Here is a 20,954-nt window from a genome sequence, read left to right on the forward strand (position 1 = left end):
GGTAGGGGCGAGCGCGCTCGCTCCTACCCATGAATACTCAGCGGCTCGACGCAGTCGGTGCCTGCTTGCCCAACCGTTTGTACCAGTCCAGCCATGTGGCCAGTATGGCCATGATCCCGACGCCCAGCAGGGCGCTGAAAAGCTTCATCGCAAACGTATCCCCTCCCAGTGCATTGAGCATGTCGGCCAACGGCGCCAGAATCACGCCCAGACAAAACACTTCCAGTGAGTAACGGCCCATGCGGCAGGTATGGCGAGCCAGCCCGCGATTCAGCCAGTCAGTGTGCGGGACGATTTTGGCGACCACGTAGGCCAATGCCAAAAAATGCAGCAAGCGAACGGGTGAAAGGTTGGTTTTGCTGATCGGATACAGGTGCTCGCCCAGCCAGAGTGGCATCCACGCATCGTGTAGCTGTGGCCACTTCCAGGACAGTGCCAATACGCCTGTAAGCACTACGTAAAGCGCCGCACCGATAAAAAGAGGCTGGCGCCAGCGCGCTCGTTGCCCGGAGCCGATGTTGCGCTGAGCCTGCACGGAAGCCGCGCCGCCCAGCACAAACAAAAACTGCCACGCCATTGGGTTGAAGAACCAGACTCCGCCTTCTTGTGCTGCCAGATTCCAGTACGGTGCGCCCAGGTAAAGCAGCAATGAAGCACCCACCACATAGGCTGTTTTGCGCAGTAACAACGGCAACACCAGGGGCAAACCCAGCAGTAGCAGGATGTAGAGCGGCAACGGGTCCATCAGGTTGGGTTTGAAGCGCAGCAGCAGCTCATCAGTGAGCGCTTGCTGTGGGTTACTCAAAAAGTACTGCAAGCCCATTTCTTGCACCAAATCGCGGGTTTCGACGTGGTTGTTGGCAAAGAACACGATGCCCATCAACACCGCGAGCAAGAAAATGTGCACCACATAGAGCACCCAGGCACGGCGCAAGATTTTGATCCCGGCCAACAGAAAACCGTCCCGCTGGCCTATTTTTCCGTACGCGAGTACGGCGGCATAGCCAGCCAGAAACACAAAGATTTCTGCGGCATCACTGAACCCGAAGTTGCGCACCGTGAGTTCGGCCAACGGGTTGTGCGGGATGTGATCCCAGAAGATGAAAATCAACGCCAGTCCGCGAAAAAAGTCGATGCGCTGGTCGCGTCCTTGGATTATCACGGTGAGTACTCAGGTCAAAATTTAATAAACAGCCAATGGCAGCAGAGGCTGCGCGCCGCCGGAAAGAGGCGCGCAGGGTGACGGTAAAAGCACCTAAATGCAAAGCCTTGAGGTGACTTCATGTTGCGCGCAGGCGGGCTCGCATTACTCTTCTTCAATCGTGGCCAAGGTTTTTCTATCAAGGATTTTTTGGGTAATCCGCTCCAGGGGTTTTTTCCGTTGTTGGTCAAGTTGTGCAAGTTCGGCGAGATAGTCTGCCTCAGTCATGGGGGCGCCGGTAAACACCCTGGTTTGGTCAAGGGCCAGGCGCCGGGCAAGTGCTTTAAGCTCGCTTTCCAGTAATGCCCTTGCCGGTGCGTCAGTACTGTTCATGGTCAATGCCCACTGTTGCTGTTTTTCCTGAAGACTTTCGATATCGCTATAACGCTGTTCGAGCAGGGTGTTAGCGGCGTTTATTTCGCTGCTGTAAGTGGATTCGATGTAGTCCCGCCACACGTCCTCCTCAAGCAGTTTTTTTGCCATGTACCCTGGGGTGGCCTCTTTGTTGATGACGGTTTGATACGCCTCTTCAATTTGCTGCGGGGTTATTTTTGCAACATTTCGAAAGCGCATATGTGAGGGCTGCCAGGGCAGTTGGAGGCGTTGGGCCAAATCGACTTGATAAATCAGCTTCACTTCAAGTTCATCAGGCTTGAGCCTTTGTATGGCGTCTGGCGCTAAAACAGCTTCATTGACGGCATTGGTATAAGCATGGGCCTGCAACGCGATTTGAGTTTGGGCAATGTCATCGAGTTCCAACAACCGCACTCGACCGGTCATCAACGCGAGCAGTTTGGTTTCTCTGACCCCGGCGTCGGATAACAAGGCTTCACGCAGTAATAGCTTGAAACCGAAGCGGCTAAAAATAGTGGAAGTACGGTCGACGCAGGTTTCGTTTTCTATTGAGTTTGCAAACACCTCGGCTCGATAGGCGCTGTCATCGGCTGCGGTTTCCAGAACCTGCCATACCTTGCGCGTTAACGGCTGGCGGTCGAATTCAAAGTCTGCTGAGGCGACGAGGTCCTGAATGACCTTAAAGAAGTTTTGCGCTTGTGGCTCTGACGCGACCGCGTCCCAGAGGTTTGTTTTCAACGTGCGTTCGGCTTCGATCAAGTCTGGCTCAAGCCACAGCAGAAGTTGGCCCTCGGGCGCACTCGCCACGGCATGGCTGCGCAATTCCGGAGCAAGTCCCAGGTGGCGGCGGTATGTGTTGACGGCCTCCAGTGTCGAACCGGTGAACGGGTTGTCGTGCACAAAGGTGTTACGCAGTCGTGTCGCAGGCAGTTGGAAATACCCGGGTGGGAGGGTCGTCAGGAAGTTACCGCGCATATCCAGATGCGTTAAATGCTCCAGATACTCAATGCCTGTGGGCCATGCTGTGAGTCCGGTACTTCTCAATTTCAGGCTCACGAGTTCTGTTAACGCGCTGAAATCAGGGATGACGCCCAGCGGATTATGGCTAAGGTCAATCGCCCGCAATTTTTTCAAAACCGCTAATTGTGTGGCAGTGCGCGGAGAGAGGGCGAGGTAATTTTCCCTCACGTTAAGGAGCTTCAAGTGTTGGAGGCTGAACAACGAATCGGGCAGTTCACGCAAATGGGAGGCCTCAAACTTCACTTCCTCCAGATTGGGGAAATGGGTGAGGAACGCCTCAACACTGCGGTGCAGGTAGGTATTGCTTATTTCCAGTGTCGTGACGTGGCTGAAGTCGGCTTTGAGCGTGGGCAGTGTCGCGAGATTGATGTCGTTGAGATTGAGTCGAGCACCGGGATGTGGGCTACTCATCCCCGAGCTTCGCTGCCAGCATCGAATGATTTTGTTGGCGGCGCGGGTTTTGTCGCGAATATGCACCGGACGTTGGTGGAATTCGCTCACTTGCACCGTTTCAAGGGGCGCCCCAACCCAGTCATTCAGGCTGTTTCTGAGCGTTTTGTATTCTTTGTTCAACGCCTCAAGCCGGGTCAGCCCTTCGCGGCTGTAAAGGCTTTCAAGGCCCAAAAAACCTTCGACCGATTGGTAGGTGTGGGCCGGATACAGTTTGGATTTCAGGTGGCGGATTCTTCTCGGGTTGGCCGGGAAGCAAACGAAGGGAGCCCGTCCACAGCGCGCGGGTTCTTTTTCAAACCGAGGATAACCGCGTCGCCCTCGTGTTAATTGCAGAGGTGAATCTGGCGCTAGCGAAGCCCTTGAAATACCCAGGATCATTCTCAGCATATGTCGATCCATCGCCGGGCGTTCTGCGAGGGCTTCCTTCAATGCCTGGCCCTGGCCCGTGTGCGGGAAACCCAGCGCCGCGCGGTGTTCGTCTTGGAGCGCGTGAAGGACCGAGGCGTAGATATCATCCAGACCGTGCAGCATCTGGTCATGCCCGTTGAACGTGCTGTAGCGTTTGCCCTGCTTGACCAGCACTTTGCGAACCGGGGCATCCTCGGGACCCAGGTAATCAAGCAGGGGGCCGTAAAGCATGCGGTCGTGAACTTCAAGCCTCAGGTCAGTGGGCCAGCCAGGCATTTGCGCAAGGCTGTGCAGTATCATTTTTTGCGTATCCGGATTGGCTTCGTAATCAAAGTAAAGGCCCTCGTAAGCCCGCATCAGACGAGTCTCTTGCACAAAGGCCAAGGCTTCTTCTTTAAGGCGCAGAGGCACCTGAGCGCCGTTCTCCAAGCGCCAGATTTCAGCCGATGCGGCGGCCTTGATCATTTCATCGCCCGCTTGCGCGGGTAATCCTGGATACGCCTCAGTCAAGCGTTTTACCAAAGCGTCGTCCGACAGTTGGGTCAAGCGATATTGAGAGGCAAACAGTGGCTCGCGCAGGCGTTCGGCATGATCGGCAATCGTGGAGCACAACTGCTTAACTTGCGCTTCCAGTTGATGCACCCATGTGCCAGTGATCGGGTCAGGGCCAATCAAGTCTCTGATTTCTTGCGAGTCCAATGATTGGAGCACGATGCTTAACAGTTCACCCTGGCGTACCTGGCTATCGAGTATCTGAAGGACGGGGCGCTTTATGGCGCTGCCGTTGCCGTACTCAATGATGGTTTGGCCTGAGCTATCCAGGCAACGCAATGCTTTGGTGCGCGGCCATAGTTCGGCCTCTACCAGAATTTGAAGTTGCAGGAGAGGGTCGGCCTTTACGTCCCCAACTCGCATCCGAGTGATGAAATGGTCGAGCATTTGCTGGGCTTTAAAGCGTTGGATGCAATCGTCAAGCAGGGCGGGCGGCCGCGTTTGCTCGATGTAAATCAGTTGCAATTGGGCTGCATCCACGCCTGATACATGCAACAGATTGAGTGCCTGCTCATCGCTGATGCCATGGAGTGCACCATCAAGACGACGAATTAAAGTGGCTTGATTCCAGTCGTTGAGTTCTTCGGCTTCATGCAGCCATGCGCCCCGTCCGTTAGTGCTGATAAGCGGTGCATAGGCGTCGGGTCGGCCGGGGTGTTGCAGGCGGTAGGTTTTATCGGGTGCGGCCTGGAGTTGATAATGTTTACCCTCAAGACGCAGGTATTTTTTATCGGCGTGCGTGTATAAACCTTGCGGATCTGTTTTGGCCCAGGCGTCAAAGTGGATGTCATGTTCGTACGGTCTGAGATCGGGGCGCCAGAGCTGAGGGGGAGCGTCTTTTACGGTGACGACCTGCAACTCTTCAACATAAGGCGACCGTTCAACAGGCACCGGCCTGGCTAGTTCGCTGGCAAACTTGCCCGCGGCTGCGGCAAACGCAAGGTTGGTGAGTACGCTCTTGGTATAGCCCCAGGCGAGGGCTTGTTCTCCCTGCTCCCAGGCTTCTATGCCGTGATAAATATCGGTCATTATTTGGGCCGCAAACACCACGGTCATCACTTCACCCACCCCGGGAACAAAGAGTGCAGCCACATTTAATACATTCAGGCTGATGTCCAGATAGTGTTCCAGGCGATGAACCACTGAAAGGCGATTAACCGTGGCCGTGGGCACGGCAAGAAAATAGGCATCTTCAAATAGTTGTTGTTTTTTTTGTGCATATAAAAAATGAAACAGCGTGGGCGGGATCGGGCTGAATTGCATGCCCAGCGGGTCGCGGCTAGCGTGAATGAAGCGGTTATTGAAACGTTTGATCAGTTTTAGTTTTTGATACTGCGGGGCCAGGTGAATAAAGAAGTCGCGGTAACTTTTGTCGTGCAACTTATGGATCAGGTCTGCCGATGCCGCTCTGACCGTTGGGTATTCCTTGATGCAACTGATGGGGTCGCCCGGGATATACACGATGCAGCGCCGGCCTTGTTCCAACGGGGTACCATGCGACAGGATCATTGACTTGAAGGGGATGTCATCCAATGCCAGGGTATTGCAGGTCATGGGCAAATCATTGAACAACGGGTGGTCTTCGCCGCGGCAGTAACCGATCAAGGTTGAATGCGTACTGTGGAGAATATCGCCCTTCATCAGCGCGATATCCGCCTGGAGCATGAGCACATGACGCTCATGTTGTGTGAACACTTGCTCCAACCCCCTTTTTTCTCCCGCGTCGGGTGGGTCTAACAGGGCCTTCAAATGTGATTGATATTGGCCGCCGATATCCAGCTCTCGGCACAGGCGCACAAACGCCATGGGTTCAATTTCAATTTTTTGCGGGGCAGGGTCGCTGGAGTGATGCGAGGCGGCGCTCCACAGGTATGACCCGCGCGCGATACCGCCTGCTTGGGCTTGATCGGGTTCAAAGTTATGCAGTGCGGCCTGAAGCAGTGTTTGAGTCGTAGAGCTTTCTACTTCGTTGGTGAACCAGTTGAGGGTGGTGAGGGTGATGACATTACGTTTGACGTCACAGGTGATATCAAATCGATCTTTTAAAGCCCGTTCCAACAAAGGTGCCGCAAACGCTTCTACGGTACTGATTTTATTCAGGTAAGCATTGACGGCAGTGAATGACGCCTGGTTGAGCCGTTGCGATTCTTTTAACGCCGTTCGCTGCTCGGGCGTGGCGTTGATAAACCATTCGGGAAGTGTGAAGGGGTGTTCGTTTAGTCGATTGATGAAAGCGGGTGAGGTGTGTGCGAGGGTTTCTTGAGTGGCCGCTTTAGTAAGATCATGGTGAATGCCGACTTCGTGCAAGTCTGCGGCGGACACTACAGATGGAACTGGCGGCGAGTGGGGTTCTGGCATGCTGCAACTTCCGATGGCTAAGAGTGCCTTGAGTCTAGGAAGGATGCCGGGCGCTAAAAAGTCTAAAAAGTTGATCGCGATGTAGACCGAGTGAGCAACTATTCAGGGTGAACAACTAGTTATGTAGTTCCTCTCGCCATTGATTAAGTGGCACAGAGTGTCGGGAAGGTGCTCCCCCCCCCCGACACTGTTTTTTTAAACGTTTAGTGCATTGGCTTCAAAACTGTCCGCACGGGCCATTTGCCACATGCGCGAATAAAATTCGCCATTAACTTCTCCGGTCAACAACTCGCCGGGTTTGAGAAAAACGTGAAGCTGCGAAAACAGTTTGACCTCAGTTGCCGACACGCGTCGCACCAGGTGTTTGGCCTGTAGCTGTGCTGGGTGTTCAAGGCCCGCGGCGGCCAGCATTTCGGCCAGGCCCTTGAGGGTGTTGCGATGGAAGTGAAACACCCGTTGTGCTTTGTCCGGGACCACCAAGGCGCGCTGGCGCAATGGGTCTTGTGTGGCTACGCCGGTTGGACACTTGTTGGTGTGGCAGGACTGCGACTGAATACAGCCGATGGCAAACATAAAGCCGCGTGCCGAGTTGGCCCAGTCGGCGCCAATCGCCAACACGCTGGCAATATCAAAGGCGCTGACGATCTTGCCACTGGCGCCCAGTTTGATCTTGCTGCGCAGGTTGAGCCCCACCAGGGTGTTATGCACGAATAACAACCCTTCACGCATTGGCGCGCCCATGTGATCGGTGAACTCAACCGGTGCGGCCCCGGTGCCACCTTCTTTGCCGTCGATGACGATGAAGTCCGGCAAGATGCCGGTTTCCAGCATGGCTTTGGCAATGCCCATGAACTCCCACGGATGGCCCAGGCAGAACTTGAAGCCCACGGGCTTGCCGCCGGACAGTTCACGCAATTGGGCGATCCACTGCATCAACTCAAGGGGTGTTGAAAACGCGCTGTGTCGTGAAGGGGAAATGCAGTCTTCACCCATCATGATGCCGCGTGTTTCAGCGATTTCTTGAGTGACTTTATCTTTTGGCAAAATCCCGCCATGACCGGGTTTTGCCCCTTGGCTCATCTTGATTTCGATCATGCGCACTTGCGGGTTTTGCGCCTGAACGGCAAAGCGTTCCGGGTCGAAACGGCCATCGGCCGTGCGGCAGCCGAAATAGCCGCTGCCCAACTCCCACGTCAGGTCCCCGCCGTTTTCGCGGTGATATGGGCTGATGCTGCCCTCACCCGTGTCGTGCGCAAAGTTACCCAGTTGCGCCCCTTTATTCAGTGCGCGAATCGCGTTGGCGCTCAGGGAGCCGAAACTCATGGCTGAGATGTTGAACACCGATGCACTGTAAGGCTGCGTGCACTGAGGCCCGCCGACCATCACTCTAAAACCCGCCGGGTCGCTCAAAGGGGCCGGACGCATGGAGTGCCCGATAAACTCAAAGCCTGATTGGTACACATCGATCAGGGTGCCAAATGGTTTGTCAGCGCTTTCATTCTTGGCCCGTGAATACACCAGCGAGCGTTGTGCCCGGGAGAAGGGCAGGGCATCGCTGTCCGATTCCAGCAGGTATTGGCGGATCTCCGGGCGAATGGTCTCAACCATGTATCGGATGTTGCCCAGGATGGGGTAGTTACGGCGCACGGCGTGGGGGGTTTGCAGCAGGTCGAAAATACCGATCAGGCTCAACACTAGAGTCACAGCAGTAAAGGGCCATAACCACTCGTGGTGCATAAACGGCAGGCTGGCGAGAGTGAAAATCACGCAAAAGGCAAAAAACGCATAACGGCTCAACAGTGACAGGCTCATACGGTTTCCTGTTTCAGGCTTGTTTTTTCAGTCAGGCCATTGCGCCTGAAGGGCTTGTGAACTGCACAAGCGGGAACTCACGGTGTGGTCAGGACCCTCTCTTTAGCCTGGAGGTTTCCCGGGGGCGGTGTTTGCCCTGTATCAAGCAAACGTCATTACAGAAAGCAGACTAGTCATTGAACGGGATTTCGCCTGGCGCGGCATCCCGACGAAAGTCGCGGGCACCTAACGTGAACGCCGAGTTGAAACAAATTCTCATTTGCAGGGGTTATGGTGGTTACTGTATAACGTTTCGATCTTGCCTTAACGACGGAGACATTCCATGAAACCTGGCATTCACCCTGACTACCGGACAGTGCTTTTTCACGACACCGCGGTCGACGCGTACTTTCTGATCGGCTCTACGATGGACACGGATCGTACGCATGTCCATACCGATGGCAACACGTACCCTTATGTGGTGCTGGATATTTCCAGCGCCTCGCATCCGGTGTACACCGGGCAGCAGCGCAAGACGCAATCGGAGGGGAGGATTGCAGGCTTTAACAAGCGTTTCGCGGGATTTGGTTCGAAGGCCGTGGCTCAAGATTGATACGCACAGACCTAACTGGCCGCCCTCGAACGGGGCGGCCAAACATCATCAAACGGTAGTGGTTTGCGTCTTGCCCTGCAAAATCTGCTGCTTGCGCAGCGCTTCCGGCAGGTCGTTGATGCAGTAGTTGATGTAATAGACGTTGAAGATGAAGGTGTAAAAACCGTTCATGCGCAGATCAATTTTGTGTTCGTTAAGTGCGTATTCTTGCAATGCAGCCCGCGCTCGAAACGCCCACACGATGTACAAAACAGCCCCGGCAAGGCTCAAAAGGCTACCAATGAGAATCAGGGCGTTATCCCCTGTATTGCCCAGTGCACCCCCCCAGCCAATACACACCGCCAGCCAGATAAGGTAAGTAGTGTTCGCGGTTTGGCGCTGGGTCACTTGATCAATGATCGTGTGGTTCTGCCATAGCCAGAGCAGGGGGTACAGGCCTGCAGTTGCAACAGCCAGCAATACCAGGTTCCAGGTTTTAGTGTTAACGCGTTCTTTTAGCTCAGTGATGCTCGACATTTAAAACTCCTTTTATCCTTTGTCTCGGCGTAATTATTTACGCGCTCAATCCTTGCCTCCGGGCAGGACGGTGCGCACCTTAACAGAACCTTACAGGCAATGTTTTATTAACCTTTTCAGCGGTTTGATAAACCTCTAAAAAAGACGGATCTGTATCTTTTCAGCGAAGTCTGGCCGTGTGATCCTGCGCGTCTTCGCACTCTGAGTGGTTAATTCTTGTGACGCGTTCCGATCAATCTGTGCCTGTACCGACCAATATCATTCGTATCGCCGCCGCTGTGCTGATTGGTCCCGACGGCCGAACCCTGCTGGTGCGCAAGCGCGGTACTCAAGCCTTTATGCAGCCGGGTGGCAAAATTGATGCCCATGAGCAACCCATCGAAGCGCTGGCCCGGGAGCTGGAAGAAGAGCTTGCGCTCAAGATTGACCCGGTCCGCGCCACCTACCTTGGGCACTTTTGTGCACCGGCGGTGAATGAGCCGGGGTTTGAGGTGCAGGCCGAGTTGTTTTTGCTGCACATCGACGCTGACGTGGCCCCTGCTGCGGAGATCGAAGAAGTGCAATGGATTGATCCCCGTGGCGATGGCGGCTTGACCCTGGCGCCCTTGACCGGTGAGGTGATTTTGCCGTTCTACCGCCAGATTATTCCGACCTCTGACTGATTGAATGCCGATAAGGACCCTTGATGATTGCTGCCCACGATGTGCTGATTTTCACTGCGGCGTGTGTGCTGATGGTGCTAACACCGGGGCCAAACATGATCTATCTGATTTCGCGTTCGATCTGTCAGGGGCGCGCAGCAGGGGTGACGTCTTTGGTGGGGGTGGTGGCGGGTTTCTTTGTTCACATGCTCGCCGCTGCGGTCGGGCTGACGGCTGTGTTTTTGGCTGTGCCGATGGCCTATGAGGCCTTGAAATGGGCAGGTGCGTTCTATCTGTTGTGGATGGCCTGGCAGGCGGTTAGACCCGGCGCACGTTCGCCGTTTGAGGCCCGTGAGCTGGTGCCGGATTCGTCTTCGAAACTGGTCGCCATGGGCTTTTTGACCAGTGTGCTAAACCCCAAGGTGGCGTTGTTTTACCTCTCGATTCTGCCGCAGTTCATCAGCCCGGCTCACGGCTCGATGTTTATCCAAAGTATCCTGTTGGGCCTTATTCAAATCAGCGTCAGTTTTACCGTCAATTTGCTGATTGCCTTGTTCGCCGCGGGCATCGCCGTCTGGTTTGTACGCAACCCGTTATGGTTGGCCGTGCAACGTTATGTGATGGGGTTCGTCTTGGCGGCGCTGGCGGTAAGGCTGATGCTCGAACAACGTAAAACGCTATGACGTGGACCCTCAATGGCTATAGAACTGCTTGATCCTTCACACGCCGCTGGCTATCGCCACTTGATGCTAGAGGCCTATGAACGACACCCTGAGGCGTTTGTCTCCACGATTACCCAGCGAGAGCACTTGCCGCTGAGCTGGTGGCAATCGCAGCTGGATGACGAACTCAGTGCGCTGTACGGCGCATTTATTGAGGGCGAGTTGGCGGGGATCGTCGGCCTGGCCTTTGAACCGTGGGCAGAGGCGCAGCACAAGTCCACCTTGTTTGGCTTATATGTGCGCGAACGCTTCAGAGGTCAGGGGTTGGGCGAGCAATTGGTGCAGGCGGTCGTGTCTCTGGCTGAGCAAGAATCCGATATCGAAGTGATTGAACTCACCGTCAGCGCCAATAGCACGGCGGCGCTGGCGTTGTACAAGCGTTGCGGGTTTGAACAGTCGGGGCTGGAGGATTGCGCGATTCGGGTGGGGGAAGACTATTACGACCGCGTGCATATGCGCCGCTGGCGGACGGTTGCCGAGCACAAAACCCTGTAGGCGTTGGCGCAGGCTGCGATCTGTTGGTTTTCAAGATCAAAAGAGCGCAGCCAATGGCGTTTGCGGGGTTTAGCGCACGGCGCTGACGCCATCCAGCGTCGAGAACGAGGTGTCTTTGGCGGTGAGCAAGAAGTCGCGCATGTACGGCGCATCCAGCATGTCTGCGCGAATCGCTGCATACAGCGTGGCGAACAACCCTTTTTCTCCCAGGCGCTTGGCTTTCACGTAACCCCGTGAGCTGTATTCATGCAGCGCCCAGTGCGGCATCCCGCACACACCTCGGCCGCTGGCCACCAGTTGCATCATCATGACCGTCAACTCTGAGGTACGTACTTGCGCGGGCTCTACGTCAGCCGGTTCCAGAAAGCGGGTAAAGATGTCGAGCCGGTCACGCTCCACCGGGTAGGTGATGAGAATTTCGGTACTTAAGTCTTCAGGCACGATAAATGGCTTGCTTGCCAGCGGGTGCTGATTGGCAACGGCCAGCATGGCTTCGTAGGTGAACAGCGGCACGTACGTCAGACCTGCAATCTCTTGTGGGTCAGAGGTGACCACCAAATCCAGATCGCCGCGCGCCAGCGCCGGGAGCGGGGCGAACGCGAAGCCTGATGCCAGGTCCAGTTCAACCTCGGGCCACGCATCACGGAACTGGTCGATGGTGGGCATCAACCACTGGAAGCAGCTGTGGCATTCAATCGCCATGTGCAGGCGGCCCGCCGTACCACCGACCAGGCGCGCGATATCTCGCTCTGCACCCCGCAGCAGCGGCAACATGGCGTCGGCCAGTTGCAGCAGGCGCAGACCCGCACTGGTGAAGCGCACAGGTTTGGTTTTGCGCACGAACAACGGCATGCCCATGCGTTCTTCCAGCTCTTTGAACTGATGAGACAGGGCCGACTGGGTCAAGTGCAGGCGCTCTGCCGCCTCGACCAGGCTGTCGGATTCGCGCAAGGCGTGCAGGGTTTTGAGGTGACGAATTTCCAGCACGGGTGCTCCATGAGTAATTTTGATGATGAACACGAAAACGTTGAGTTTGTCTCATGTTGATGCGTCTGTCGATAATTGGGCCATTACTGACATGGAGGAATGCCGTTATGGCCCTGGCTCACAATCTTGGTTTCCCACGCATCGGTGCGGATCGCGAACTGAAAAAAGCCCTTGAAGCCTACTGGAAAGGCGATATCGATCAAGCCGCACTTAACGCCGTGGGCCGTGAATTGCGCGCCAAACACTGGCAACTGCAAAAAGATGCAGGCATTGACCTTGTGCCGGTCGGCGACTTCGCCTGGTACGACCAGGTGTTGACCCATTCGCTGACGTTTGGCGCGATTCCAGAACGCTTTTCCAGCACCCTCGATGACGAAGGCCGCCCGACCCTGGATACCTTGTTTGCCATGGCCCGTGGCGCGAGCCAGAGCTGCTGCGGCGGCGAGCACAGCAAAGGCCAGTATGCTCAGGAACTGACCAAGTGGTTTGACACCAACTACCACTACCTCGTGCCGGAATTGAGCCTTGATCAGCGTTTTGAACTGAGCTGGAACGAACTGTTTGAAGAGACTGCTGAGGCGCTTGCACTGGGGCATCAGGTCAAGCCGGTCATCATCGGCCCGCTGACTTACCTGTGGCTGGGCAAAGCCAAAGGCGATGAGTTCAACAAACTCGACCTGCTGGAAAACTTGCTGCCGGTGTACGGTGAAATCCTGACCCGCTTGGCCGAACAAGGCGTCGAGTGGGTACAGATTGACGAGCCGATTCTGTCACTCGACTTACCGCAAGAATGGAAAAACGCCTTCGAGCGTGCGTACCACATCCTTCAGTACTCGCCGCTTAAAAAGTTGGTTGCCACGTATTTCAGTGGCCTGGAAGACAACCTTGGCCTGGCGGTCAGCTTGCCGGTTGAAGGGCTGCATGTAGACCTGGTGCGTGCGCCAGACCAATTGAACGCGATTCTGGATCGTTTGCCGACCTATAAAGTGTTGTCGCTGGGCCTGGTGAACGGCCGTAACGTATGGCGTTGCGACCTGGAAAACGCGCTGGCGCAACTGCAACAAGCCGAAGAGCGTTTTGGTGACAACCTGTGGGTCGCGGGTTCGTGCTCATTGCTGCACAGCCCGGTGGACCTGGACCGCGAAACCAAACTCGATGCCGAACTGAAAAGCTGGCTGGCGTTCGCTAAACAAAAATGTGGCGAAATAGCTGTTTTGCGTGATGCGCTGAATAAACCGCAAGACGCCAGCGTGCAAAAAGCCCTGGCCGAAAGTCGGGCCGTGCAAGAAAGTCGCGCCAAGTCGCCGCGTATTCACAAGCCCGCCGTCCAAGCGCGCCTTGCCGCGATTAGCGAGGCGGATAGCCAGCGTCATTCGCCGTTTGCTGCACGCATTGAAGTACAGCGGGCGCGCTTGAATTTGCCAGCCTTTCCGACCACCACCATCGGTTCATTCCCGCAAACCGCTTCTATTCGTCTGGCGCGCCAGTCCTACAAGCAAGGCAAATTGTCGGTCAGTGAATACACCGAAGCCATGCACAGTGAAATTCGTAATGCAGTAGAGACACAAGAACGTCTGGGGCTGGATGTCTTGGTACACGGCGAGGCCGAGCGCAACGACATGGTGGAGTACTTTGCCGAGCAACTGGATGGCTATGTATTCACCCAATATGGCTGGGTGCAAAGCTACGGTTCGCGGTGCGTTAAACCGGCGATCATCTTCGGCGACCTGAGTCGTCCGAAAGCCATGACCGTGGAATGGATCAAATACGCCCAGGGCCTGACCGACAAAGTCATGAAGGGCATGCTGACCGGGCCGGTGACTATGCTGATGTGGTCCTTCCCGCGCGAAGATGTGTCGCGCAAGGAGCAGGCGCAACAGTTGGCATTGGCCATTCGTGACGAAGTGGTCGACCTGGAAAAAGCCGGGATCAAAATTGTGCAAATCGACGAAGCGGCATTCCGTGAGGGCTTACCGCTGCGCCGTGCGAAGTGGCAGGAGTACCTGGATTGGGCGGTCGAAGCGTTCCGTCTGTGTGCCTCGGGCGTGGGGGATCAAACCCAGATTCACACCCACATGTGCTACAGCGAGTTCAACGATGTGATCAAGTCGATTGCCGAGATGGACGCTGACGTCATCACGATTGAGACCTCCCGTTCGGACATGGAATTACTGGACGCCTTTGAAGCGTTCGACTACCCGAACGACATTGGCCCAGGGGTGTATGACATCCATTCGCCACGGGTGCCGGACACGGCCGAAATGGTCAAGTTGCTGAGCAAGGCTGCGCAGCGTATCCCGGCGCAGCGGCTGTGGGTGAACCCGGACTGCGGCCTCAAAACCCGCGCCTGGGCCGAGACGGAAGCCGCGTTGATCAACATGGTGGCCGCAGCACGTCAGTTGCGCGCCGAGGTGGCTTAAGGCCGCCGTCATGCAGGCGCTGACGCAGGCAGTCATCTTTTGATCTTCAAATCAATAGATCGCAGCCTGCATCAGCGCCTGCAGGGTGTGGTTAGCGCACGATTTTTTCGACATGGATATCGAGTTTTTTCAGGCGATACCAAAAGCTTCGTTCTGAAATGCCGATGAGCTGCGCCGCCGCCGCTTGCACGCCGTTGGCCTGTTGCAACGCCGCGAGAATGTAGGCCTTTTCAACCTCGGCCAACGCCGCTTCCAGATCCGGTGGCACGCTGGGGCCAGACTCCAGCACGCCACATTGTTGATGGGGTTGTGCGCTAAACAAATACGGCGGCAGGTCGCTGTCTTCAATGGTGCTGCTGGTGGCCACAATAGTGGCGCGCTCGACGCAATTTTGCAGCTCGCGGATGTTGCCCGGCCAGTTGTATTCGGCCATGGCCTGCAAGGCATCTGGACTGAACCCGGTGATACGTTTACCTGCCGTTGCCCCCAGGTTATGCGCAAAGTGCCGCGCCAGCGGTGCGATGTCTTCTATGCGCTCGCGCAAGGCGGGCAGTTGGATCGGGAACACATTCAAACGGTAATACAAGTCTTCGCGAAACTCCTTGTTGGCGACCGCTTCGAGCAGGTTTTTATGGGTGGCTGCAATCACCCGTACATCCACCTTGCGCTCACGCGGATCACCCACGGGTTCGATCACACGCTCTTGCAGGGCACGCAAAATCTTTGCCTGCAACGCCAGTGGCATATCGCCGACTTCATCGAGAAACAACGTGCCCTTGTCAGCCTGCATGAAGCGTCCTACACGGTCGGTGACCGCGCCGGTGAATGCGCCTTTGCGATGGCCAAACATCTCGCTTTCCAGCAGCCCTTCAGGAATGGCCGCACAGTTAACCGCGACAAACGGTTTGTCGGCGCGACTGCCATGTTTGTGAATGGCGCGTGCCACCATCTCTTTGCCCGTGCCGCTTTCGCCGGTGAGCAAAATCGTCGCGCTACTGTCGCGTACTGAGTCAATGGCCTGCAACACACGGCGAAAGCTGGGGCTGTCGCCAATCAGGTTGTCGAAGGGCTGGTGTTGGTCCAGTTCGGCCCGCATGCGTGCGTTGTCACGCAGGATGTCGCGAAATTGCAGGGCTTTGTGGACAGTAATGTCCAGCTCGTCGATGTCGAAGGGCTTGGCGATGTAGTCATAGGCGCCGTTGCGCATGGACTGCACGGCATTTTTTACCGTGCTGTAGGCGGTCATCACGATCACCGGCAGGTGCGAATAACGTTGTTTGACTTCGGCCAGCAGTTGCGGCCCGTCCATGCCCGGCATGCGCCAATCGCTGATGACCAGGTCGATGTCTTCTTGCTCCAGAATGGCCAGTGCTTGTACCCCGTTGCTCGCTGTGAACACGTGCACGTCATTCTGGCTGAGCGCTGAGCTGAGCAGGTCACACAACTTCGGTTCGTCGTCCACCACCAGCACGTTATGACTCATGCTTCATCCCCTCCATGTGACGGAATGTACAGGTTGAAGGTGGCACCTGCGCCCTTGTCGCTGACGCACTCGATGCGTGCGTCGTGGCTGTCCATGATCGAGAAAACCTTGGCCAGCCCCAAGCCTGTGCCTGAGGCTTTGGTGGTCACAAAAGGGGTGAAGATGCGTTCTATCATGTCAGGCGCGATCCCTTCGCCGCTGTCGGCAATGCTGATGACGGTGTAATCGTCTTTCTGGTCAATGCCTACGCTGAGCTGCCCGCCTTCAGGCATGGCGTCGATGGCGTTGATGATCAAGTTCAGGAACGCCTGTTTCAACTGCCGTGCATCGGCATACAAGGTGGCACCGGGTGCTTGGTCATAGATGTGCGCATCTATGTGGTGGCTTTCAAGTTCCGGTTTGCAAAAGCCCAGAATGTCTTCAACCAGAGGGCGTGCGGCTTGAGTTGAGCGCACGGGTGCACTGGGTTTGGCGAAATCGAGAAAGTCGGTGATCAGGTCATTGATGCGCGTGACTTCACTGACCACGTATTCGAGATGGCGTTTGTCGGTTTCCCCCAGGTCGGCGCGGCGGTGCAGCAATTGGGTGGCGGTTTTGATAATGCCCAGTGGGTTGCGGATTTCGTGGGCCAGGCCCATGGCCACCTCGCCAAGGGCATGTAGGCGATCCCGTCGACGCAGTTGCGCCTCAAGGTGATGCAGCTCGCCCAAACGCAATGTCATGTGGTTGAAGGTACTGCTCAATTCGGCCAGTTCGTCATGCCCGGAAACGTCCACCCGTTGGTCGTAATCCCCGGCGGTGACCGCGCGCACGCCTTCAGAAAGTGCTCGCAAAGGCCGCGTCAGGTGCTCGGACACCTGCCAGCCAACAGTCAACGAGAGCATCGAACCCAGCAGGAAAATCAGCACAAACAGGTTGGGTTGGTTCACCAGTCCAACCAAATTGGTGTTGCACAACAAACCGCTGTAGATCACGCCTTGCAGCTCGCCCGTGTCATTAATGATCGGCCAGTACAAGCCGCAATAACGGTTCGTGAACTGCTCACTGGGCAACTTGGTATCGCGCAGTTTTTGCTCGATTGCATTGGGTACTGTGGGCTGTCTATCTTCAAAACGCTGGCTGGAGAATATTTCAGCGAAGCCTTTTGGGGTATGCAGATAAAGACGCAGGTCCAGAGAGTGCACCTCTGCCACGCTGATCAGAAAACTGCTGTCGATGTTGGTCGCCACCAGTAGTTGATAGTCCACGCCGTCCTGGCGGGCCGGAAAAGTCGACACTACTGTGCCGGTCGTGACCTCGCCTACGTTAATTGTTTGCAATACCGCGTTGGGTGACAGGCTGATCTGCTTGACGATGTTGTCGCTTGCGGTGCTAAACACCACTTTATGGTCGCTGTCACGTATCAGCGCGACAACGTCGATACCCATGGCGTCAGCGATGTCGGCGGTGAGTCGATCATGGCGAATGGCTTTACTGCTGGAAGGCGGGTGGGTGTATTGCAAAAAAAGCTTTGCCGCTCTGGCGTTGTCTTGCAGGGTTTCGCTGATTTCGTCCTTGACGATTTTGGTCGATTCTTGAAGCCATACACGCACGTTGCTGTCGAAAATGTGCGACAAGGTGGTCGCGGCCAGTTCCGAGGCGATCATGGTCGGAATAACACTGACTAGCCAAAAGGCCAGCACCAGTTTGCGCTGCACCGTCCAGCGCGAAACTTTGAACGGAGGTGGCGTGTGCGCGGAGTGGGGAGAGGTCGACATTAATACTCGCTTATCGAAGCGGTCATGGCGGTCGGAGCGGGTAACCCCCGCTCATGTCGTGGTGTTATTCAAGGGCCTGAGAATACTCGCGAAATTCAGCGCCGGTAAGCGCCCTGATCGAAGTTGGTTGTCAGGCTAAGCGACCCCGGCTTATAGGACACGGGGTAAGCCTGTGAGGGGTTCAGGAGCCATTCTTCACGTCAGGCCCCCTGTAAGAGCGGGTCTTGGACCTTCGTTTCGAGACTGTTTTGTTTCACAAAGGCATTACTTAACTCGATCACGCGCGGGTATTGCAGGTCGACGGTGATCATGTGGTAACAGTTATCGAGCAGCACTTTGGTCACGGGACCGCCCAAGTGGCGTTCAACATAATCGGCGTTCCAGCGGCTGGTGATGTCGTCTTCGCTGGCATGGATCACCAGTGTCGGTGTCATTACGCCAGGCATTTTGCGTTTGACCGCTGCAATTAACCGGCGAAGTTCGCGCACGCTCACACCTGACATGCTTAAAAGCCCGGCGTTATTGCTGTCGCCTGCTTTCATCTGCCGCTCTACGATGGCCCGCAAACGTGGATTCTTGATCCCATAGGGTGGCTTTTCGTCGAAGCTACACAGGTGTACGCCAAAAGGAACCATCATCAGCAGCGGGACAAGTACGGCGGCCTTTGGGATGTTCCAGCCGTCATAACGCAGGGTCGTGGAGTACAGCAGCAGGCCCGCGATTTGCCCTGGATGTTCGGCCGCCATGTACATCGACATCACGGCGCCCATCGACAGCCCGCCGACAAACACCTGTGAGTGCTTTTGCCTGATCCCGGCAAAGGTTTTGCGCGCACTTTCATACCAGTCTTGCCAGCCGGTGGCCTGCAAGTATGCGTTATCGGCGCAATGCCCGGCCAAGGTGGGCACGTACACCGTGCAGCCAGCCTTGGCCAGGCCCACGGCCACCCGACGCAACTCCGTCGGGGTGCCGGTAAGGCCGTGGATCAACAACACCGCGACCTCACCTGTGCCGAGAACGAAACCGGCGTCGCCTTCGCCCAGATCGATCTCTGGCGGGTTCACCGTTTCATGGCCCGGTGCAGCAGGCGGTCGAGCAGGGCGATGCCCAAGTCGATTTCTGCGTAGCTGATTTCCAGCGACGGTGCCAGGGTGATTACGTTTTTGTAGTAACCGCCCACGTCCAGAATCAAACCCAGACGCTTGCCGTCGATTTCGATGTCGCCTTTCATGCCTTCTTCGACCATGAAGTCCAGCGTCGCCTTGTCCGGTGTGAAGCCATCCGGGCCGCAGATTTCGCAGCGCAGGGCCAAGCCCAGGCCGTCCACGTCGCCGATGATCGGGTAACGCTTTTGCAGGTCTTGCAGGCCGGCCAGGAAATATTTGCCTTTGGCCATGACCATCGCGCCGTAATCGACTTCGCTGGTCATTTTGAACATTTCAAGGCCCACCGCGGTGCCCAGCGGGTTCGAGGCGAAGGTGGAGTGGGTCGATCCTGGCGGGAAGACCGTCGGGTTGATCAGCTCCTCGCGTGCCCAGATGCCACCCAGCGGGTTGAGGCCGTTGGTCAATGCCTTGCCGAATACGATCACGTCGGGTTTGACGTCAAAGTGTTCAATCGACCACAGCTTGCCGGTGCGCCAGAAACCCATCTGGATTTCGTCCACTACCATCAAAATGCCGTGCTGATCGAGTACCTGCTTGAGTTCGCTGTAGAAATTCATCGGCGGAATGACATAGCCGCCAGTGCCCTGGATCGGCTCGACGTAAAACGCCGCGTATTCACTTTGGCCGACTTTTGGGTCCCATACGCCGTTGTACTCGGTCTCGAACAAGCGGGCGAATTGCTGCACGCAATGGCTGCCATATTCTTCCTTGGTCATGCCTTTTGGCCCACGGAAGTGGTACGGGAACGGAATGAAGTTGGCGCGTTCGCCGAAGTGCCCGTAACGGCGGCGGTAGCGGTAGCTCGACGTAATAGACGACGCGCCGAGGGTGCGGCCGTGATACCCGCCTTCGAAGGCAAACATCAGGCTTTTGCCGTTGCTGGCGTTGCGTACTACTTTGAGCGAGTCTTCGATGGACTGCGAGCCACCCACGTTGAAGTGCACGCGCCCGTCGAGGCCGAACTTGTTCTTGGCGTCGACAGCGATGCACTCTGACAGCTCGATCTTGCCTTTGTGCAGGTATTGGCTGGCGATCTGCGGCAGCGTGTCGATCTGCTGTTTCAGCGCGTTGTTCAGGCGTGGGTTGGAGTAACCGAAGTTAACCGCCGAATACCACATTTGCAGATCGAGGTAGGCTTGGTCTTCGGTGTCCCATACGTAGGAACCTTCGCAGCGGCTGAAAATACGCGGCGGTTCAATGTAGTGAACGGTATCGCCGTACGAGCAGTATTTGGCTTCTTTATCCAGAAGGATCTGGTCTTCAGGGGTGGCGATTCGGATATCAGACATGGTTGAAGAGTTCCTGCTGTTCACGAGAAAAGTGGAGGGTGTTGGCAGCATTGCTGGGCAGTTTTGCGAGTAACGCTGGAAGATCTGCGAATGTGTCGAAACGTGCGTAAGGAATGCCGTTGTCCTCGCAGTGTTTGGCCAGACTGTCTTTGGCGAACACAAAGTCGGCAGTCGCGGCCACGCACATGTCGGAGCGGCCATCACCAATCACCAGCACGCGTTTGCCGCTGGGTGTGGACTTGCACTTGCAGTTGCCCGAGGCGGCACGGCAAGCATCGCTGGAGTGAGGGAAGTCGATACGCCAGCGGTTTTGGTCCATTTGGCGCAGGCGATTGGCGAGTATTGGCAGCAAGGTGACGTAGTTACGCGCCAGGATCCGCGCGATGGCTTGTTCGATGCCGTCGCTGACCACTTCAATGGACGCCCCGAGGCTGATCACGTGATCGACGAAATCCGGAAAGTGCGGGTCGATGTCAACGCTGTCGAAATAGGCCAGCAATTGGGCTGGAGAGGCTTGGACCAACGACAGTTGACGTCTCAGGCATTCACGTGAGCCGATCTCGCCTTTCAGCCATTGGTCTTCGATCGCTTCCCAGCTCGCGTCGGCGAAGCGTTGAAGAATGTTATCGATGACGTCGGTGCCCGTAATGGTTCCGTCGAAATCGCACACGATATGCCATTGCATCATCAGCATTGTCCTGTTGGAAGGGGCGCACGTTGCGCTGCCA

At 56.1% G+C, this 20,954-nt stretch carries 15 protein-coding genes; 5 read left to right on the forward strand and 10 right to left on the reverse strand.

All coding sequences use genetic code 11. The features are described from left to right. Window positions 1-37: 37 nt before the first annotated feature. From ACP7A4_RS02340 to ACP7A4_RS02350, 3 genes are all read right to left on the reverse strand, one after another. A complete protein-coding gene (locus tag ACP7A4_RS02340; protein WP_426245881.1) occupies window positions 38-1,159 on the reverse strand; it encodes an OpgC domain-containing protein in 1,122 nt (373 codons plus the stop codon). 147 nt (window positions 1,160-1,306) lie between these two features. After that, window positions 1,307-6,346 (reverse strand): dermonecrotic toxin domain-containing protein, encoded by a 5,040-nt coding sequence (locus tag ACP7A4_RS02345; RefSeq protein WP_426245371.1) that lies wholly within the window; start codon window positions 6,344-6,346, stop codon window positions 1,307-1,309. Window positions 6,347-6,541: 195 nt separating this feature from the next. Further along, entirely contained in the window at window positions 6,542-8,158 is a 1,617-nt protein-coding gene (locus tag ACP7A4_RS02350) for an FMN-binding glutamate synthase family protein (protein ID WP_059764937.1), read from the reverse strand. A gap of 322 nt (window positions 8,159-8,480) precedes the next feature. On the opposite strand from ACP7A4_RS02350, the gene ACP7A4_RS02355 reads away from it, so the two are divergent. After that, on the forward strand, window positions 8,481-8,750 hold the full coding sequence (locus ACP7A4_RS02355; RefSeq protein ID WP_059764935.1) for a type B 50S ribosomal protein L31: 270 nt from the start codon (window positions 8,481-8,483) through the stop codon (window positions 8,748-8,750). Between the two features lie 48 nt (window positions 8,751-8,798). Here ACP7A4_RS02355 and ACP7A4_RS02360 read toward each other — a convergent pair whose 3' ends face one another. Further along, window positions 8,799-9,266 (reverse strand): DUF4234 domain-containing protein, encoded by a 468-nt coding sequence (locus ACP7A4_RS02360; RefSeq protein WP_048362659.1) that lies wholly within the window; start codon window positions 9,264-9,266, stop codon window positions 8,799-8,801. Window positions 9,267-9,484: 218 nt separating this feature from the next. Between ACP7A4_RS02360 and ACP7A4_RS02365 the strand changes: the two genes are divergently transcribed. The 3 genes from ACP7A4_RS02365 to ACP7A4_RS02375 are packed head-to-tail and all read left to right on the forward strand — an operon-like array spanning window position 9,485 to window position 11,124. Then, window positions 9,485-9,928: an NUDIX hydrolase gene (locus ACP7A4_RS02365; protein WP_426245374.1), complete on the forward strand. Its 444-nt coding sequence runs from the start codon at window positions 9,485-9,487 to the stop codon at window positions 9,926-9,928. 23 nt (window positions 9,929-9,951) lie between these two features. Next, on the forward strand, window positions 9,952-10,590 hold the full coding sequence (locus ACP7A4_RS02370; RefSeq protein WP_426245376.1) for a LysE family translocator: 639 nt from the start codon (window positions 9,952-9,954) through the stop codon (window positions 10,588-10,590). Between the two features lie 12 nt (window positions 10,591-10,602). After that, window positions 10,603-11,124, forward strand: coding sequence for a GNAT family N-acetyltransferase (locus ACP7A4_RS02375; protein WP_059764929.1), 522 nt, complete (start codon window positions 10,603-10,605; stop codon window positions 11,122-11,124). Between the two features lie 69 nt (window positions 11,125-11,193). Here the strand turns inward: ACP7A4_RS02375 and metR are convergent, their stop codons facing one another. Then, a complete protein-coding gene (gene metR, locus ACP7A4_RS02380; RefSeq protein ID WP_048362663.1) occupies window positions 11,194-12,111 on the reverse strand; it encodes a transcriptional regulator MetR in 918 nt (305 codons plus the stop codon). A 107-nt stretch (window positions 12,112-12,218) separates the two neighbouring features. On the opposite strand from metR, the gene metE reads away from it, so the two are divergent. Continuing rightward, window positions 12,219-14,531: a 5-methyltetrahydropteroyltriglutamate--homocysteine S-methyltransferase gene (metE, locus tag ACP7A4_RS02385; RefSeq protein WP_426245379.1), complete on the forward strand. Its 2,313-nt coding sequence runs from the start codon at window positions 12,219-12,221 to the stop codon at window positions 14,529-14,531. Between the two features lie 91 nt (window positions 14,532-14,622). Here the strand turns inward: metE and ACP7A4_RS02390 are convergent, their stop codons facing one another. The 5 genes from ACP7A4_RS02390 to ACP7A4_RS02410 form a co-directional block, all read right to left on the reverse strand. Continuing rightward, window positions 14,623-16,014 carry a sigma-54-dependent transcriptional regulator gene (locus tag ACP7A4_RS02390; RefSeq protein ID WP_059764925.1) on the reverse strand — a complete coding sequence of 464 codons (1,392 nt, stop codon included), beginning with the start codon at window positions 16,012-16,014 and terminating at the stop codon, window positions 14,623-14,625. Further along, on the reverse strand, window positions 16,011-17,771 hold the full coding sequence (locus tag ACP7A4_RS02395) for an ATP-binding protein (RefSeq protein ID WP_426245381.1): 1,761 nt from the start codon (window positions 17,769-17,771) through the stop codon (window positions 16,011-16,013). The genes ACP7A4_RS02390 and ACP7A4_RS02395 overlap by 4 nt, the downstream gene beginning before the upstream one ends. A 200-nt stretch (window positions 17,772-17,971) precedes the next feature. Then, window positions 17,972-18,835 carry an alpha/beta hydrolase gene (locus ACP7A4_RS02400; RefSeq protein ID WP_059764921.1) on the reverse strand — a complete coding sequence of 288 codons (864 nt, stop codon included), beginning with the start codon at window positions 18,833-18,835 and terminating at the stop codon, window positions 17,972-17,974. Next, complete coding sequence (locus ACP7A4_RS02405) at window positions 18,832-20,226, reverse strand: aspartate aminotransferase family protein (RefSeq protein WP_048362668.1); 1,395 nt, start codon at window positions 20,224-20,226, stop codon at window positions 18,832-18,834. The genes ACP7A4_RS02400 and ACP7A4_RS02405 overlap by 4 nt, the downstream gene beginning before the upstream one ends. Further along, window positions 20,219-20,914 carry an MtnX-like HAD-IB family phosphatase gene (locus ACP7A4_RS02410; protein WP_059764919.1) on the reverse strand — a complete coding sequence of 232 codons (696 nt, stop codon included), beginning with the start codon at window positions 20,912-20,914 and terminating at the stop codon, window positions 20,219-20,221. Before ACP7A4_RS02410 ends, ACP7A4_RS02405 begins: the two co-directional genes overlap by 8 nt. Window positions 20,915-20,954 lie beyond the last annotated feature (40 nt).

The organism is Pseudomonas sp. TWR3-1-1 (assembly GCF_049896545.1).
In the GTDB taxonomy this organism is placed as follows: Bacteria; Pseudomonadota; Gammaproteobacteria; order Pseudomonadales; family Pseudomonadaceae; genus Aquipseudomonas; species Aquipseudomonas weihenstephanensis.

Excerpts from the sequence above, each read along its gene's own strand:
- ACP7A4_RS02345 (WP_426245371.1), bottom strand. The coding sequence starts at position 6,346 with ATGCCAGAACCCCACTCGCCGCCAGTTCCATCTGTAGTGTCCGCCGCA.
- ACP7A4_RS02350 (WP_059764937.1), bottom strand. The coding sequence starts at position 8,158 with ATGAGCCTGTCACTGTTGAGCCGTTATGCGTTTTTTGCCTTTTGCGTG.
- ACP7A4_RS02355 (WP_059764935.1), top strand. The coding sequence starts at position 8,481 with ATGAAACCTGGCATTCACCCTGACTACCGGACAGTGCTTTTTCACGAC.
- ACP7A4_RS02360 (WP_048362659.1), bottom strand. The coding sequence starts at position 9,266 with ATGTCGAGCATCACTGAGCTAAAAGAACGCGTTAACACTAAAACCTGG.
- ACP7A4_RS02370 (WP_426245376.1), top strand. The coding sequence starts at position 9,952 with ATGATTGCTGCCCACGATGTGCTGATTTTCACTGCGGCGTGTGTGCTG.
- ACP7A4_RS02375 (WP_059764929.1), top strand. The coding sequence starts at position 10,603 with ATGGCTATAGAACTGCTTGATCCTTCACACGCCGCTGGCTATCGCCAC.
- metE (WP_426245379.1), top strand. The coding sequence starts at position 12,219 with ATGGCCCTGGCTCACAATCTTGGTTTCCCACGCATCGGTGCGGATCGC.
- ACP7A4_RS02390 (WP_059764925.1), bottom strand. The coding sequence starts at position 16,014 with ATGAGTCATAACGTGCTGGTGGTGGACGACGAACCGAAGTTGTGTGAC.
- ACP7A4_RS02395 (WP_426245381.1), bottom strand. The coding sequence starts at position 17,771 with ATGTCGACCTCTCCCCACTCCGCGCACACGCCACCTCCGTTCAAAGTT.
- ACP7A4_RS02405 (WP_048362668.1), bottom strand. The coding sequence starts at position 20,226 with ATGTCTGATATCCGAATCGCCACCCCTGAAGACCAGATCCTTCTGGAT.
- ACP7A4_RS02410 (WP_059764919.1), bottom strand. The coding sequence starts at position 20,914 with ATGATGCAATGGCATATCGTGTGCGATTTCGACGGAACCATTACGGGC.